A 15,856-nucleotide genomic window follows, 5' to 3' on the forward strand; every position below is an offset into this window, starting at 1 on the left:
CCACCTCAGGCCGCATTTTTTGCGCGCTCGAAGGCGTCGAGTGTCTTTTTACGTGCGTCCTTATGTTCCACGATCGGTGTTGGATAATCGAGTGTCTTGTTGTTTTTCCGCGCCCATTCGTGCGGCTGATGAATCGCACTGTCCGGCACGTCTTTCAGTTCGGGCAGGTAGTGACGAATAAAATCACCCTGTTCATCGAAACGCTCACTTTGCGTCGTAGGGTTAAAAATGCGGAAATAAGGTGCGGCATCGGTCCCCGTGGACGCCGCCCACTGCCAGCCGCCGTTATTGGCGGCCAGGTCGCCATCGATAAGCTGCTGCATGAAATAGCGCTCGCCTTGGCGCCAGTCGATTAACAGATCCTTTACCAGAAAACTGGCCGTGATCATGCGAAGCCGGTTATGCATCCAGCCGGTCTGCAACATCTGTCGCATGGCCGCATCGACGATGGGATAACCGGTTTTCCCGGCTTTCCAGGCGTCAAAATGCGCCTCGTTTCGTTGCCACGCGACATGACGCGTCCAGTGGACAAAAGGCTGATGCTTACACAGTCGGGGAAACGCAACGATGAGATGGCGATAGAACTCACGCCAGATGAGTTCATTGATCCAGACGGCCGCCGGGCTGCCTTCCAGCGCCCCGGGATGTTCATGCAACACCCGATGCAGACACTGGCGCGGTGAAAGCACGCCGATGGTTAGGTAAGCCGATAACCGGCTGGTGCTGTCGCGCGCAGGCAGGTCACGCTGCTTTGGATAATCCAGCACGGCATGCTGCGCAAACGCACGTAGCCGCTTAATCGCCGCCTGTTCACCGGCCGGAAACAGCGCATCATCAACCTCAGCATGGTCGTAATCAAACGGCGAAATCGCTTTTGGTGTGTTCAGGGGCGCGCCATCCCGGGCTTTAGGCGCCGGGACACACTCAGGCAACCCCTGCTGCAGGCGACGAATAAAGGCTTTGCTGAACGGGGTAAACACTTTGTACATCTCACCATCGCCGGTCTGGATACTGCCGGGCGAGAAAAGTACGCTGTCATCAAACCCCTGACAGATCACGTCCGCTTCATCTAACCGCTTTTCCGCCTGCGCATCGCGCTGACGTTCGTTAAATTCATACTGGTAGTTATAAAACAGTTGATCAACGTTTTGCTGTTCACAAAACGTGACGAGAAAATCCACGCTGGCAGCGAAATCATCACACTGATGAACATGCAGCGGGATGCCTTTTTCGGCCAGTGATGCCTGCAGGCTGCAGAGATTCTGGTGAATAAACGCGGCCTGCCGGGGGGCCATATCGTGTTGCTGCCACTGTCCCGGCGTGGCAATAAACAGTGCTATGACACGGGCATCTGACTTGCTGCAGGCGGCATGCAGCGCAAGGTTATCATTGATGCGCAGGTCATTACGGAACCAGACAAGATGGGTCGTCATCATGCTCCCGACTCATTGTCCGTAGCGCAGGCGCAGCGCTTCCGGGTAAGGATCGAAGTAGCGCTGCTGCGTCAGCCACGGATGAGGATATTCAGCCATGTAGTGCTTAAGAATCGTAATCGGCGCCAGTAACGGTTGCGTGCCCTGACGGTAACAATCAATCAGTGACGTCAGTTCTCTACGTTGCGGCGAACTCAGTTGACTGCGGAAATAACCCTGAACATGCATCAACACATTGGTGTGGTTAGTGCGCGAGGCCGGTTGTGACATCAGATCCATAAGGCGGTTGCGGTACTCGAAGGCAAACGCCTCCAGTGACTCCCACTGGTTCATCGAGGCAACAAAGGGGCCCAGTTCACGGTATTTTTTTTGCGAATGCGCCAGCAGTAACAATTTATACTGGCTGTGGAAGGCAATCAGGCCATGACGGGTCAGCCCCTTTTTCCACATTTCATGAAACTCGTGCAGCGCGCAAATCCGGCCGATAAAGTTTTCACGTAATGTCGGATCGTTCAGACGCCCGTCTTCTTCGAGCGGTAACCAGGGCATTTCACGTTGCAGAAAACGGGTAAATATACCGGTTCCCGCTTTACGGTTATTATTGGTGGCGGGCTCGTAGATACGCACGCGCTCCATCCCGCAACTGGGTGATTTTGCACACAGTATGTAGCCGCACAGGTGATGCAGCGATTTCACGCGTTTTTCGGACCAGTCGCGCATCTTATCGGTGATGTCATCGCCGCCCTCTTTGCTGAAGCAAAGGTGCAGTTCATCGTCGTCGCTCTGCTTAACTAAGCGCAGCGCCGGGCGCGGCGTGGGCAGCCCAATCGCCATTTCAGGGCAAACGGGTTCGAAGCGAACAAAAGGCGTCAGTTGCTCAGTGGCGAACGCGAGCCGCTTGTGGCCGCCATCAAATCTGACGCTCTCACCAAGCAGGCAAGCGCTGATCCCAACGGGAATTTTTTCGCTCATACTTGTACAACCTCCGAAAACTTGTAGAGGTTTAAGTGTAGCGTAAAACGACCGGGATGGTACAGATTCTGTGTAGCAAAAGTGAACGCCGCGAAGCCTTTCAGATGACCAGCCCGTGGTCTTTTTTAACGGTTTATTCTCCCACTGCCACGCTGACCAGCCAGCGCCGAATCACCTTTTCATCCTCAGGCGTGACCCCCGAAAGCAGGCTGGCCTCAACCGACTGAACCGCTACTTTGCACTGCGCGAGAACGTCACGCCCGGCGTCAGCAATCTCAATCACCTGAATTCTGCCGTGCACCGCGTGCGGACGACGACGAATCATTCCGGCCCGCTCCAGATTCGCCACAATGACGCTCATCGTCTGTGGCGTCAGCAGCGACAGACGCGCAAGGTCGGCACCCGATGCGCCGGGATAGGCCGCAAGCATGGTCAGCACCGAAAATTGCGGCAACGTGACGCCTTTATCCTTCAGCGCATTTTCCATTCTGATTTTATGAGCCGCATGGGCCTGCCGCAGCAGATAACCAATATGGCCTGACTCACCGCGTTTTCCTTCACCGGGTTCAGGGATGGTGGTGCTCTGCAGATCTGACTTGCGCATAATATAAGAGTTCGTATATTGTTATTCGAACTCTTATATTAGCAGATGAGGTATATCGTGACATCGCTTAATCACCGTCGCAGCGACTGGTCTTCGTTCGAACATACCGCACCCGATGTGGTGGCAGCCTTAGCGATGCTGGGCAAAGCCGTTGACGATTCCGGGCTGGAAAAATCGCTCACTGAGCTGATCAAACTGCGCGCTTCACAGCTGAATGCGTGCGCTTTTTGCCTCCAGTACCATCTCAATCTGGCGCGTAAGACCGATTTGAGCCCGGTAAAAATGGATCTGGTCGCCGTATGGCGCGAAACCGGTATCTATTCGGAGCGGGAATGTGCTGCGCTGGCCTGGACAGAGGCCCTGACCTTAATGGCTCAGCAGCCGGTTTCTGATGCGGTGTATGCTGAGGTCAGCCGCGTCTTCGATAAACAGGAAATCGCGTTTCTTACCTCGGCTGTTGCCGCGATCAATGCCTGGAACCGTATCGCAGGCGCGCTGCAGTTTGCCCCACCGGTGCCTAAACGCTAGCGGTCTGCCGTCAGTGCTTCTGCCTGTGGGCGATATTGCAGCGGGTTCTGAAGCGCGTAAAGTGCGCTGCCCGTCGGGGCCGCCGGTCAGATAATAAGGAAGGGTTGCCCGTGAACGGGCACTGGCGGACGGGGCGGCTTGCCCGGACACTGAGAAGGTTTCCTGCTTCACTGGCGCAAAGCTAAGGCGCAACTAAGCTGCGTGACGGAACGAACAGGGAAAAAAGAGGCGCTGTGTCGCCCTTAACACCGTGCCACAGCACACTGCAGGTGGAAACAGATAAGCACGTCTGAGAAAACGCTGGCAATCCCCGCTGTAGGGATGTGTCCCCAGGCCTACGCGGCGTAAAATCAACCGCACAGCAGGGACTTACCAGAAAATACCCGCCGCTGCTTCAGACTGCGCCAGCCAGACCGGTTTGGCGCTGGTTTTGCACCACATCCGATGCAGGTAGCTGTAGAAGCGCGCCCGATCCTGACGAAACAGCATAACCGGCAGAGCGAGCAGACCTGACAGGATGACCAGTGTACGGCGCAAAATAATTTTGGGAAGTGAATAGGTGCGGTACATAGCAGCCTCCTGAGTAAAAAAACGTCATAAATGTGATCTGTGTCTAATATTACGCCGGGTTGGATGATTTTACTACTCATCTGACCACTAAATTTGCGTCTTTTTTGTTATGCACGGGTAAGTTTACCTGGCCGTTATACCCAGGTTAATTATGAGTTACAGAGGTGATCCTTCAACGGATTTCATGGCAACACGGACGAACGCCAGAAAAGTTGATACAGTGTGTTTTCCCTTTTCAGGCAATGGCAGGATTGGTGTGACCACGGTTTTAATCATTGAAGATGAGAAAGAAATTCGCCGCTTCGTGCGCCTCGCGCTGGAAAGTGAAGGCCTGAAGGTTTTCGATGCTGAGACGCTGCAACGTGGACTGATCGAAGCCGCCACGCGAAAGCCCGATTTAGTCATCCTTGATCTGGGTTTACCTGATGGCGACGGCAAGACGTTTATTGGTGAACTCCGCCAGTGGAGCACGCTGCCGGTTATTGTTCTCTCTGCCCGTACTGACGAGCAGGACAAAATTGACGCACTGGATGCTGGTGCCGATGATTACCTGACTAAACCTTTTGGGATTGGTGAACTGCTGGCGCGTGTTCGGGTCGCCCTGCGGCGTCATGCCGGGAAGCACCCCGATCCGAAGGTCAGCTTCGCCGACGTGGTCGTCGATATTGCCGCACGGCGTGTGCTGCGCGCGGGCGAAGAAGTTCACCTTACGCCCATCGAGTTTCGTTTGCTGACCACATTACTGAATAACGCGGGGAAAGTTCTGACGCAGCGTCAGCTGCTGAATCAGGTCTGGGGACCCAACGCTGTCGAACACAGCCATTATCTACGCATTTATATGGGCCATCTGCGTCAAAAGCTTGAAGCCAATCCGACCCAACCCGTTCACCTGCTGACGGAAACCGGTATCGGCTACCGGTTCATGCCATAAAAAAAGCGCCAGCGGCGCTTTTTTTATTTAACAGATTTATCAGGCGTTTTTCAGCACTTCACTGACAATCTCGACGGCTTCTTTCTCGATCTGCGCACGGTGCTCTGCGCCCAGGAAGCTTTCACAGTAGATCTTATACGCGTCTTCGGTGCCCGATGGACGCGCGGCGAACCAGCCGTTTTCCGTCATGACTTTCAGTCCACCGATAGACGCGCCGTTACCGGGAGCGGCCGTTAAGCGCGCGGTAATCGGATCGCCCGCCAGCGTATCTGCACTGACCATTTCAGGTGACAGCTTCGACAATGCGGCTTTCTGCGCCGATGTTGCCGGTGCCTGCAGACGGTTGTAGCTTGGCGCACCGAAGCGTGCAGCCAGTTCGTCATAGTGCTGCTGCGGGTTCTTGCCCGTTACGGCCGTAATTTCTGCCGCCAGCAGACACAGGATGATCCCGTCTTTATCGGTTGACCAGGGTGTGCCGTCGAAGCGCAGGAATGACGCGCCCGCACTTTCTTCGCCGCCAAAACCAAAGCTGCCATCAAACAGGCCATCCACGAACCATTTAAAGCCCACCGGGACTTCTACCAGCTTGCGACCAATATCGTCTACGACCCGGTCGATCATCGCACTGGACACGAGGGTTTTACCCACGGCAACGTCCTGACCCCACTGCGGACGGTGCTGGAACAAATAGTTGATCGCAACGGCCAGATAATGGTTTGGATTCATGAGCCCGGCAGGGGTAACAATGCCGTGACGGTCATAATCTGGATCGTTTCCGAAGGCCAGATCGAATTTATCTTTGTAGGCCAGCAGCCCCGCCATGGCGCATTCGGACGAACAGTCCATGCGCACCACACCATCTTTATCCAGGTGCATAAAGCGGAAAGTCTGGTCGACAGCGTCATTCACCAGCGTCAGATCCAGCTTGTAGTGCTCAGCGATACGCTGCCAGTAAGCGATCCCGGAACCGCCAAGCGGATCGACACCAATCTTCAGGCCCGCTTTCTGAATCGCAGGAATGTCGATGATCTGTGACAGACCTTCCACGTAAGGCTGAATCAGATCTTTTTCATGGATGTGGCCGCTGGCCCAGGCCTGATCCAGTGACAGACGTTTAACGTCTTTAAGGCCGTCTTTCAACAGCTGATTCGCGCGGTCTTCCACCACTTTGGTGACGTTGGTATCTGCCGGCCCACCGTTTGGCGGATTGTATTTAATGCCGCCATCTTCCGGGGGATTGTGCGACGGCGTAATCACAATGCCATCCGCCAGTGGGCCGCCGGATTTGTTGTGTTCAAGGATAGCGTTCGAAATCGCAGGCGTTGGCGTATAACCGTTATCCTGCTGAACGATCACATCAACCCCGTTTGCGGTCAGCACGGACAGCACGGACAGCAGCGCGGGCTCAGACAGCGCGTGCGTATCTTTACCCACATAGCACGGGCCGGTAATACCGTTCTTTTTACGCTCTTCCGCAATCGCCTGCGCAATCGCCAGAATGTGCTTTTCGTTAAAGCTGTGACGTCCTGCGCTACCGCGATGGCCTGATGTGCCAAATTTCACCGCATGTTCTGGATTCGCCACATCGGGCTGCAGGACATAATATTGTGAAGTTAATTGTGCAACGTTAATCAAATCGCTCTGCTGGGCAGGCTGCCCGGCACGGGGGTGATTGGCCATTGGCGCTTCTCCCTGACGCTTCAGTTTAAATGGTGCCGCAAACTTTCTCAGCCAGTTCCGATGGGAACTGCATCGACAGCATAATGTGTTCGATCATGCTGCGTTTACGACCGGTATTGGTATTCGTAATGACCCAGTACGGCGTGCCGGGCACATGCTTCGGCTTGGTATGGGTGCCGCTTTGCAGCAGCGTGTGCTCATCGCCTGCAAAATAGATGCGCGTACGGCCCTGCATGGAGGTGGTCGCCTCAGCAAACGCGGCCGTATCCAGACGATAGAGCGTTGACAAGATTAGCATAAAGCGATTTACCGCCCGCTTCTGCTCTGCATATTCATCAGAAAGCAGCAACTCGCGCACCGCACGAACACGATCCTGAGGGCGTGACTCATTCCCTGCCGACTGTGCCGTTTTAGACGGCTGCGAGGCGGCAACAGGCTGTGTTTCGGTCGCGGTGGCTGTCTGACCCGCAGTAAACTTCAGCATACGGCGCAGAATATCGGATGCGCTTTCGCCAATATGTTGCGTGTGGCTGGCAATATAACGGTAGAGCTCTTCGTCAACTTCGATCGTTTTCATCTTATTCCGTACGGTTTTGACTCACGACAGAACCCGCGATTTTCTGAAAATCCAGAGGTAAACACCGGGGTTTCAGGCCGTGTGCAGGTTCTAACATGAAGATTATAAAGTTAAATTCAGACAGGCTGATAGCATTCAAACGGTTTAGGGGCAAAAGTCAGAATATGTCCTAATGCCACCGGAAGCAGCGCACCTGAAAAGGTGAAACCATGATAACCTAAGCGCAGGTCTCACACTTAAGAACTTTGCTATGATTTTGAATGCCCGTCTGCAAACTGAACAATCTTCTGCTGATTCCACACCCGTTCTGCTCATTCACGGTTTGTTTGGCAGTCTTGATAACCTCGGCGTTCTGGCGCGCGGTCTGAAAGATGACCATCCGCTTATCCAGGTTGATGTGCGTAATCATGGCTTATCTCCGCGCGCTGACGAGATGACCTATCAGGTTATGGCCCAGGATATGCTGGACACGCTTGATGCGCAGGGCATTGCGCGCCTTTCCGTCATTGGTCACTCCATGGGCGGTAAAATTGCCATGACGATGAGCGCCCTGGCCCCTGAGCGGATAGAACAGATGGTGATGATCGACATTGCGCCCGTCGACTATCAGACGCGCCGCCACGACGAAATTTTTGCCGCGATCCGAGCTGTCACCGACGCGGGCGTGACGCTGCGCAGTGAGGCGGCCGAAATTATGCGTCAGCATCTTAATGAAGAAGGTGTGATTCAGTTCATCCTGAAATCGTTCAGTAGCGGTGAATGGCGCTTTAACGTTCCAGCGCTCTGGGACAACTATGCGCATATCACCGGCTGGGAAACGGTGCCCGCGTGGCCGCACCCGGCGTTGTTCATTCGCGGTGGTGACTCCCCTTATCTGGACAATCAGTACCGTGACGCGATACTGCAACAGTTTCCCGCCGCGCAGGCGCACGTGATTGGCGGTGCAGGTCACTGGGTCCACGCCGAAAAACCTGATGCTGTTTTACGCAGCATTCGCCGGTTTTTTGCACAATAAACCCGCTTAACTGGCTGTAAAAGTTTAGGATTGGCGTCCATGGTTAGCCTGGAGTATGATGGCGCGCTAAATTTTTGCCGTGGGCGCGTATCCACGGTAAAAGCCAGTAATTTAATCTGCGCAGCGGCACGATCCGTTTGCGCCCATTCAGTTGTACTAAGCCATGGCAAAAGAAAACACTGACCGCACGACGCTCGATCTGTTCGCTAACGAGCGTCGCCCTGGTCGCCCTAAAACCAGTCCGCTTACGCGTGATGAACAACTGCGTATCAATAAACGCAATCAACTGAAACGTGACAAAGGGCGCGGGCTTCGCCGTGTCGAACTCAAAATGAACAGCCAGGCGGTAGAAGCGCTTAATACGCTGGCTGAACAGCGTAATCTCAGCCGCAGTGAATTAATTGAACAAATGCTGCTGGCGCAACTCAAACTGGACTAACGCACGCAAACCGCACACAGAAACAAATGTCGCGGCTTTACAAGTTCCGCCCTTTTGCGTGGTCTGCTATCATTTGCTGAATATGCTCAGGCATTCATTCTATCATCAGGATTTAAGAGGTTATTTTACCCATGGCAATCGTAGGCATCTTCTTTGGCAGCGATACCGGTAACACCGAAAACATTGCAAAAATGATCCAGAAACAACTGGGCAAAGACGTTGCAGAGGTTCACGACATCGCGAAAAGCACTAAAGAAGATCTGGAAGCCTTTGACATCCTGCTGCTGGGTATTCCGACCTGGTACTATGGTGAAGCACAGTGCGACTGGGATGACTTTTTCCCGACGCTGGAAGAGATCGACTTCAACGGTAAGCTGGTGGCGCTGTTCGGTTGTGGCGATCAGGAAGACTACGCCGAGTACTTCTGTGACGCGATGGGCACCATTCGTGACATCATCGAACCTAACGGTGCCATTATCGTGGGCCACTGGCCAACCGAGGGTTACCACTTCGAGGCCTCAAAAGGTCTGGCAGACGATAACCACTTCCTGGGCCTGGCGATTGATGAAGATCGCCAGCCAGAACTGACGAACGAACGCGTCGACAAGTGGGTTAAGCAGATCTTCGATGAACTGCAACTCAAAGAAATTATCGAAGCCTGATAGCCGTGAGCGCAGTGTGGGCGCTGGTCCACACTGCATCAATGGCTTTTCCTATAAAAATAATAGCTACATTTTTGTAACTTTCCGCATTTAGTCTGTAGAATACCCGCATCGATCATCTGCTTATTTCCCTGGAATTGAGATGACACAACGCGAAATGGTAGCCAGCCCGCCCTCCATGCTTTGTACCGCGAACATCGCCACGGTTTCATCGCAGGCAGCATCGGTTTTCATTTCAGCGCATCAGTTCTATAATGAGACGCAAATGAGAATGGCGGTCGATCGACATACAGGCTACATGCCACAAGAGTGACCAAAGTAACAGGACAATATCCGCATGACTGACAACAACACCGCATTAAAGAAGGCTGGCCTGAAAGTCACCCTGCCCAGACTCAAAATTCTGGAAGTGCTTCAGGAACCTGCATGCCATCACGTCAGCGCGGAAGATCTGTATAAACGCCTGATTGATATGGGCGAAGAGATTGGACTGGCCACGGTTTACCGTGTACTGAACCAGTTCGACGATGCCGGCATTGTGACCCGCCACAACTTTGAAGGCGGTAAATCGGTGTTTGAGCTGACGCAGCAGCACCATCACGATCACCTGATCTGTCTGGATTGCGGTAAAGTCATTGAATTTAGTGATGAGTCTATTGAAACGCGTCAGCGTGATATCGCGACCCGTCACGGTATTAAGCTCACCAACCACAGCCTGTACCTGTATGGTCACTGTGCCCTGGGCGATTGCCGCGAAGACGAAACACTGCACGACAAGTAACGTTTGTCAGACGGTAAAGAAAAAGCCGATGCCTGCATCGGCTTTTTTGTGCCTGTCAGTCACGCCACCAGCGTTTCCTGCAGGTAGCGCCAGCGGGGCACCGAGGTGGAGCAGTCCAGAATCGCAACGGAAATGCGGCTTTTATTTTCCCCATTCATCATCTGCACTTCCCGATACTGAATGGTGACCTCGTTAGCGTGCTCTGACAGGATCACATGTTCGCTGGTCGCGATGCGCATCCCTTCCCGTGCGCCCTGTAAGCGGCGAAAGAGTTCTTCAACCTCATTGAGGTTCAGCATCTTGCCCTGTGGCGTGACCATCTGGAAGTCAGGATGAAAATGAGAAAGCAGCAGATGAAAGCTGTCACCACTGTCACGGCTGTGGTTAAAAATATGTTCAATGAGTTGATGTAGGACGACAACGCTGTGTTTGGCTTCCTGTGCGAAAACTGTCATTTTTTTCCTTTTTAACCCGCAAACAAAGACTACAGAGGGTTAGCGTACCTGAAAAAAAATAATTCACACCGGGAAAGTTATTAAAAAAATTAAACTGAGAGCGATTCCACAGAAGGAAAATTAATCGAATTAAACGGGTTCAGGACAAATGTCGGCGCTAAAAAAAATCCACCCAATAAAAAAGGGCGATTGCTCGCCCTTTACCGATCATCTGATGACCATGCGGCGTAAATTATTCGCCGTTTTTCGCCCAGGTATCGCGCAGACCAACAGTACGGTTAAACACTAACTGCGACGGTGTTGAATACACACTGTCAGCGCAGAAATAGCCTTCACGTTCGAACTGATAAGGCGCACTGGCTTCTGCGTCACGCAGACCGGGTTCAACGAAGCCGTGTTTAATCGCCAGCGAATCCGGATTGATTGTCGTCAGAAAATCATCCGCCGCACCCGGATTCGGGACGCTGAACAGACGGTCATACAGACGGAATTCTGCCGGTAGTGCATGTTCAGCTGAGACCCAGTGGATAACCCCTTTGACTTTACGGCCATCAGCGGGATCTTTACTCAGCGTATCGACGTCACAGGTGCAGTAGATGCAGGTGATATTGCCTTCTTCATCTTTCGCGGTCCGTTCCGCACGGATGACATAGGCATTACGCAGACGCACTTCTTTACCCAGCACCAGGCGCTTATATTGCTTATTCGCCTCTTCGCGGAAGTCGGCACGATCGATCCAGATCTCGCGGCTAAAGGGAACATCGCGTGTGCCCATTTCCGGTTTGTTAGGATGATTTGGCATGCTGAGCACTTCATTGTGCCCGGCAGGCAGGTTTTCCAGCACAATTTTCACCGGATCCAGCACCGCCATCGCCCGCGGCGCATTTTCGTTGAGATCGTCGCGGATACAGGATTCCAGCGAAGCCATTTCAACGATGTTGTCCTGCTTCGTGATACCAATGCGGCGGCAGAACTCACGAATGGAGGCCGCGGTGTAACCACGACGACGCAAACCCGACACGGTTAACATGCGCGGATCGTCCCAGCCTTCAACATGCTTCTCGCTGACCAGCTGCGTCAGTTTGCGTTTTGACATCACCGCATACTCCAGATTCAGGCGCGAAAACTCATACTGACGCGGATGAACAGGAATAGTAATGTTATCCAGCACCCAGTCATACAGGCGGCGGTTGTCCTGGAATTCCAGCGTGCAAAGGGAGTGCGTAATGCCTTCCAGCGCATCCGAAATGCAGTGGGTGAAATCGTACATCGGGTAGATGCACCACTTATTGCCGGTTTGATGATGCTCGGCAAACTTGATGCGGTACAGCACCGGATCGCGCATGACGATAAAGCTGGAAGCCATGTCGATTTTCGCGCGCAGACAGGCTTTGCCCTCTGCGAACTCGCCATTGCGCATTTTTTCAAACAGCGCGAGGTTCTCTTCCACACTGCGGTCGCGGTAAGGGCTGTTTTTACCCGGTGCCGTTAAGGTACCGCGGTATTCACGAATTTCGTCTGGCGTCAGTTCATCAACGTAGGCCAGGCCTTTGTTGATCAGTTCAACGGCATAGTGATAAAGCTGGTCGAAATAGTCAGATGAATAACGAACCTCGCCGCTCCAGGTAAAACCCAGCCACTGCACGTCACGCTTAATGGATTCGACGAACTCCATATCTTCTTTGACCGGATTGGTATCGTCAAAACGCAGATTGCACTCGCCCTGATAATCTTGTGCAATACCGAAATTCAGGCAGATTGATTTAGCATGGCCGATATGCAGATAACCATTTGGCTCTGGCGGAAAACGGGTATGCACACTGCTGTGCTTACCGCTCGCCAAATCCTCGTCAATAATCTGACGAATAAAGTTCGTTGGGCGGGCTTCAGCCTCACTCATCTCAAAATCCTCAACGCATAGAATGGGTGGTTTATACCACGTAATATCCGGGTATGATCCACAAAGCGTTGCAGAGAAACAACCGTTTGTTGGGCGATTAAAATAAAAAAGGCAGGAATCGCTTCCTGCCTTTTGTTGAGGATACAGGGAATTAGCCTTTTACTTCATACAGCGGGGTTTCACCGGCGATGACCTGGCCCTGCGTCAGCAGCGTTAAACCGGCGAAGTCTTCAATATTGCTCACCACCACCGGACTGATCATTGAGCGGGCATGGGCGTTAAGATAGTCCAGATCCATCTCCAGCACCGGCTGGCCTGCTGTGACCTGTGCACCCTCTTCCACTAAACGGGTAAAGCCCTGACCGTCCAGCGCCACGGTATCCAGCCCCATGTGCACGACGATCTCTATCCCGTTTTCACTTTCCAGACAGAAAGCATGGTTCGTGTTGAAAATTTTCACCACCGTACCGGCAACAGGCGCAACGACGCGCTTGTCGCTCGGCTTAATCGCCACGCCATCACCCACGGCTTTACTGGCGAAAGCCTCATCCGGCACCGCATCCAGTGCGATAACCTCACCGCTCACTGGGGCCACCAGCGTTGCGATAACGCGTTTTTCACTGTTCAGGACGGCCTGGGGTTTGGCCTCGTTAGCGGGGGCTGGCGCACTGCCACTGCTGGCTGCGCCAGCAACCGGGCCTTTCACCAGCACTTTTTTCATGGCCGTGGCGATACTTTCCGCCTGGGTACCCACGATAATCTGGACACTTTGCTTGTTGAGGCGAATCACACCCGACGCGCCCAGCCGTTTTGCCACACCTTCGTTAACCTGGCCCGCATCTTTCACGTTCAGACGTAAACGGGTAATACAGGCATCAATGGCGGTAAGGTTGTCTGAACCGCCCACCGCGCCGATGTAGCGGCGTGCCAGTGACTCCGTGGCGCTTTCACCATTATCAGTGGTATCAACGTTCACGTCATAACCGTCCGCTTCATCCCCCGCTACCGCCAGTTCACGACCTGGGGTCATCAGGTTGAATTTTTTGATGGTAAAGCGGAAGACCAGATAATAAATCACGAAGAACACCAGGCCCTGCGGAATCAGCATGTACCAGTGCGTCGCCAGGGGATTACGGGTAGAGAGCACCATATCCACTAATCCCGCACTGAAGCCAAAGCCGGCAATCCAGTGCATGCTGGCAGCGATAAAGACCGAGATGCCGGTCAGTACAGCATGGATGACATACAGTACCGGTGCCACGAACATAAAGGAGAATTCCAGCGGTTCGGTGATACCGGTAAAGAATGCTGCGAAAGCGGCCGCCAGCATGATACCGCCCACTTTTGCCCGGTTTTCAGGGCGAGCGCAATGGTAAATTGCCAGCGCCGCACCCGGCAAACCGAACATCATAATTGGGAAGAAACCCGCCTGATAGCGGCCAGTGATGCCCGGGATAGCAGTGCCATTTGCCAGCGACTGCGCACCGCCGAGGAATTTAGGGATATCGTTAATGCCTGCTACGTCGAACCAGAAAACGGAGTTCAGCGCATGATGTAAGCCAACCGGAATAAGCAAACGGTTAAAGAAGGCGTAAACACCCGCACCAACCGATCCCAGTTTCTGAATATGCTCACCGAAGCTCACCAGACCATTAAAGATGACAGGCCAGATGTACATCAGGATAAATGCCACCAGAATCATCAGGAAGGACACCAGAATAGGCACCAGCCGACGCCCGCTAAAGAATGAGAACGCTTTGGGCAGTTCTACATGGCTAAAACGGTTATAGACTTCTGCGGACAGCACGCCTACCAGAATACCGACAAACTGGTTGCTGATTTTTCCAAACGCTGCCGGCACGTCCGCCACCGGGATTTTCTGGATCATGGCTACAGCAGCCGGTGAACACAGCGTAGTGACGACCAGGAAGCCCACAAAGCCGGTCAGTGCAGCCGCACCGTCTTTATCTTTTGACATGCCGTATGCAACGCCAATGGCGAACAGCACCGACATATTTTCGATGATCGCGCCACCGGATTTAATTAACAACGCGGCAAAGGCATTGCCTGCACCCCAGCTGTCAGGATCGATCCAGTACCCTATTCCCATTAAAATTGCTGCTGCGGGCAGCGTAGCGACCGGCACCATCAGGGCCCGCCCCACACGTTGTAAGTAACTTAACATTGACCTTTTCCCCCATTGAAACTGACTTATTGCATGGCTGCCGCTTAATGTTGTTATGTCAGCAGCCCGCTTCTGACGGCATTACACTCAGTGCTGAGGAGTGTAATAACAAATTAATTCGCTCTACAAATTAATAGCAGCCATTTGTGACAAAAATCACCAAAAATTGATTTTTAACGTCGACATGACTGGCTATGAACGCCCACTTATTTTATGATGCGAAATATCAAGACGCGCGTTTCCTTCCCATTCGCCTGTCCTCACCGGCAGCATGGCTTTGCTGCGCGTCGAATCCTTCACTCACATTTGAGGTGCAACATGAGACTGATTCCTTTATCTACTCCCACTCAGGTCGGCAAATGGGCAGCGCGCCATATTGTGAACCGTATTAATGCGTTTAATCCCAGCGCTGACAAGCCCTTTATTCTGGGACTGCCTACGGGCGGTACGCCTCTGGAAGCGTACAAGCACCTGATCGATATGCACAAAGCGGGCCAGGTTAGCTTCAGACATGTCATTACCTTCAACATGGATGAATATGTCGGGCTGCCGAAAGAGCATCCGGAAAGCTACCACAGCTTTATGCATCGTAATTTCTTTGACCACGTTGATATTCAACCCGAAAACATCAATTTGCTGAATGGTAATGCGCCCGATATTGACGCAGAATGTCGCCGTTATGAAGATAAAATTCGGTCTCTGGGCAAAATCCACCTGTTCATGGGCGGCGTCGGTAATGATGGCCATATCGCCTTTAACGAACCCGCGTCGTCATTATCTTCACGCACTCGTATCAAAACGCTGACTCACGACACACGTGTGGCAAATTCACGCTTTTTTAACGGTGATGTTGATCAGGTGCCGAAATATGCCCTGACCGTTGGCGTGGGCACGCTGCTGGACGCTGAAGAAGTGATGATTCTGGTTACTGGTCACGTTAAAGCACAGGCGTTGCAGGCTGCCGTGGAAGGAAACGTGAACCACATGTGGACAATCAGTTGCCTGCAACTCCATCCTAAATCCGTGGTGGTCTGCGACGAGCCCGCGACCATGGAGTTGAAAGTTAAAACGGTGAAGTACTTCCGTGAAATGGAAGCGGAAAATATGCAGGGCGTTTAATACCG

General features: G+C 53.0%; 16 protein-coding genes. 7 read left to right on the forward strand and 9 right to left on the reverse strand.

The features are described from left to right. Positions 1–5 precede the first annotated feature (5 nt). The 3 genes from phrB to GC090_RS14665 form a co-directional block, all read right to left on the reverse strand. Positions 6–1,433, reverse strand: coding sequence for a deoxyribodipyrimidine photo-lyase (phrB, locus tag GC090_RS14655; protein WP_324021604.1), 1,428 nt, complete (start codon positions 1,431–1,433; stop codon positions 6–8). 12 nt (positions 1,434–1,445) lie between these two features. Then, entirely contained in the window at positions 1,446–2,405 is a 960-nt protein-coding gene (locus GC090_RS14660; protein WP_006118440.1) for a YbgA family protein, read from the reverse strand. Positions 2,406–2,538: 133 nt separating this feature from the next. After that, positions 2,539–3,009, reverse strand: coding sequence for a MarR family winged helix-turn-helix transcriptional regulator (locus GC090_RS14665; RefSeq protein WP_054634316.1), 471 nt, complete (start codon positions 3,007–3,009; stop codon positions 2,539–2,541). Positions 3,010–3,066: 57 nt separating this feature from the next. On the opposite strand from GC090_RS14665, the gene GC090_RS14670 reads away from it, so the two are divergent. After that, entirely contained in the window at positions 3,067–3,537 is a 471-nt protein-coding gene (locus GC090_RS14670; protein WP_277281665.1) for a carboxymuconolactone decarboxylase family protein, read from the forward strand. Positions 3,538–3,906: 369 nt separating this feature from the next. On the opposite strand, the gene GC090_RS14675 is transcribed toward GC090_RS14670, so the two are convergent. After that, positions 3,907–4,107, reverse strand: coding sequence for a YbfA family protein (locus tag GC090_RS14675; protein ID WP_033739322.1), 201 nt, complete (start codon positions 4,105–4,107; stop codon positions 3,907–3,909). A gap of 256 nt (positions 4,108–4,363) precedes the next feature. Between GC090_RS14675 and kdpE the strand changes: the two genes are divergently transcribed. Then, the gene (gene kdpE / locus GC090_RS14680; protein WP_006118436.1) at positions 4,364–5,038 is read left to right on the forward strand and encodes a two-component system response regulator KdpE; all 675 of its coding nucleotides are present in this window, start codon (positions 4,364–4,366) and stop codon (positions 5,036–5,038) included. Between the two features lie 39 nt (positions 5,039–5,077). On the opposite strand, the gene pgm is transcribed toward kdpE, so the two are convergent. Then, a complete protein-coding gene (gene pgm, locus GC090_RS14685) occupies positions 5,078–6,718 on the reverse strand; it encodes a phosphoglucomutase (alpha-D-glucose-1,6-bisphosphate-dependent) (RefSeq protein WP_033739321.1) in 1,641 nt (546 codons plus the stop codon). 25 nt (positions 6,719–6,743) lie between these two features. Next, on the reverse strand, positions 6,744–7,295 hold the full coding sequence (gene seqA / locus GC090_RS14690) for a replication initiation negative regulator SeqA (RefSeq protein ID WP_006118434.1): 552 nt from the start codon (positions 7,293–7,295) through the stop codon (positions 6,744–6,746). Positions 7,296–7,545: 250 nt separating this feature from the next. Between seqA and ybfF the strand changes: the two genes are divergently transcribed. From ybfF to fur, 4 genes are all read left to right on the forward strand, one after another. Beyond that, positions 7,546–8,310 carry an esterase gene (gene ybfF, locus GC090_RS14695; protein WP_324020220.1) on the forward strand — a complete coding sequence of 255 codons (765 nt, stop codon included), beginning with the start codon at positions 7,546–7,548 and terminating at the stop codon, positions 8,308–8,310. Positions 8,311–8,473: 163 nt separating this feature from the next. Further along, positions 8,474–8,749: a LexA regulated protein gene (gene ybfE, locus GC090_RS14700; protein ID WP_006118432.1), complete on the forward strand. Its 276-nt coding sequence runs from the start codon at positions 8,474–8,476 to the stop codon at positions 8,747–8,749. Between the two features lie 131 nt (positions 8,750–8,880). Continuing rightward, positions 8,881–9,411, forward strand: coding sequence for a flavodoxin FldA (gene fldA, locus GC090_RS14705; RefSeq protein WP_006118431.1), 531 nt, complete (start codon positions 8,881–8,883; stop codon positions 9,409–9,411). A 337-nt stretch (positions 9,412–9,748) separates the two neighbouring features. Beyond that, entirely contained in the window at positions 9,749–10,192 is a 444-nt protein-coding gene (gene fur / locus GC090_RS14710; RefSeq protein WP_033739317.1) for a ferric iron uptake transcriptional regulator, read from the forward strand. A gap of 59 nt (positions 10,193–10,251) precedes the next feature. Here the strand turns inward: fur and GC090_RS14715 are convergent, their stop codons facing one another. From GC090_RS14715 to nagE, 3 genes are all read right to left on the reverse strand, one after another. Continuing rightward, entirely contained in the window at positions 10,252–10,647 is a 396-nt protein-coding gene (locus GC090_RS14715; RefSeq protein ID WP_033739315.1) for a hypothetical protein, read from the reverse strand. Between the two features lie 232 nt (positions 10,648–10,879). Then, a complete protein-coding gene (glnS, locus tag GC090_RS14720) occupies positions 10,880–12,547 on the reverse strand; it encodes a glutamine--tRNA ligase (protein WP_006118428.1) in 1,668 nt (555 codons plus the stop codon). Between the two features lie 151 nt (positions 12,548–12,698). Continuing rightward, positions 12,699–14,732 carry an N-acetylglucosamine-specific PTS transporter subunit IIBC gene (nagE, locus tag GC090_RS14725; RefSeq protein WP_324020224.1) on the reverse strand — a complete coding sequence of 678 codons (2,034 nt, stop codon included), beginning with the start codon at positions 14,730–14,732 and terminating at the stop codon, positions 12,699–12,701. A gap of 318 nt (positions 14,733–15,050) precedes the next feature. Between nagE and nagB the strand changes: the two genes are divergently transcribed. Continuing rightward, positions 15,051–15,851 carry a glucosamine-6-phosphate deaminase gene (gene nagB, locus GC090_RS14730; protein WP_006118426.1) on the forward strand — a complete coding sequence of 267 codons (801 nt, stop codon included), beginning with the start codon at positions 15,051–15,053 and terminating at the stop codon, positions 15,849–15,851. Positions 15,852–15,856: the final 5 nt, after the last annotated feature.

Origin of the sequence: Pantoea sp. JZ29, assembly GCF_035190385.1 — a bacterium.
GTDB lineage: Bacteria > Pseudomonadota > Gammaproteobacteria > Enterobacterales > Enterobacteriaceae > Pantoea > Pantoea stewartii.

What these genes read in the sequence shown, in the direction of transcription:
- phrB (WP_324021604.1), bottom strand. Translation starts at nt 1,433, where the DNA reads ATGACGACCCATCTTGTCTGGTTCCGTAATGACCTGCGCATCAATGAT.
- GC090_RS14660 (WP_006118440.1), bottom strand. Translation starts at nt 2,405, where the DNA reads ATGAGCGAAAAAATTCCCGTTGGGATCAGCGCTTGCCTGCTTGGTGAG.
- GC090_RS14665 (WP_054634316.1), bottom strand. Translation starts at nt 3,009, where the DNA reads ATGCGCAAGTCAGATCTGCAGAGCACCACCATCCCTGAACCCGGTGAA.
- GC090_RS14675 (WP_033739322.1), bottom strand. Translation starts at nt 4,107, where the DNA reads ATGTACCGCACCTATTCACTTCCCAAAATTATTTTGCGCCGTACACTG.
- pgm (WP_033739321.1), bottom strand. Translation starts at nt 6,718, where the DNA reads ATGGCCAATCACCCCCGTGCCGGGCAGCCTGCCCAGCAGAGCGATTTG.
- seqA (WP_006118434.1), bottom strand. Translation starts at nt 7,295, where the DNA reads ATGAAAACGATCGAAGTTGACGAAGAGCTCTACCGTTATATTGCCAGC.
- ybfF (WP_324020220.1), top strand. Translation starts at nt 7,546, where the DNA reads ATGATTTTGAATGCCCGTCTGCAAACTGAACAATCTTCTGCTGATTCC.
- ybfE (WP_006118432.1), top strand. Translation starts at nt 8,474, where the DNA reads ATGGCAAAAGAAAACACTGACCGCACGACGCTCGATCTGTTCGCTAAC.
- fldA (WP_006118431.1), top strand. Translation starts at nt 8,881, where the DNA reads ATGGCAATCGTAGGCATCTTCTTTGGCAGCGATACCGGTAACACCGAA.
- fur (WP_033739317.1), top strand. Translation starts at nt 9,749, where the DNA reads ATGACTGACAACAACACCGCATTAAAGAAGGCTGGCCTGAAAGTCACC.
- GC090_RS14715 (WP_033739315.1), bottom strand. Translation starts at nt 10,647, where the DNA reads ATGACAGTTTTCGCACAGGAAGCCAAACACAGCGTTGTCGTCCTACAT.
- glnS (WP_006118428.1), bottom strand. Translation starts at nt 12,547, where the DNA reads ATGAGTGAGGCTGAAGCCCGCCCAACGAACTTTATTCGTCAGATTATT.
- nagE (WP_324020224.1), bottom strand. Translation starts at nt 14,732, where the DNA reads ATGTTAAGTTACTTACAACGTGTGGGGCGGGCCCTGATGGTGCCGGTC.
- nagB (WP_006118426.1), top strand. Translation starts at nt 15,051, where the DNA reads ATGAGACTGATTCCTTTATCTACTCCCACTCAGGTCGGCAAATGGGCA.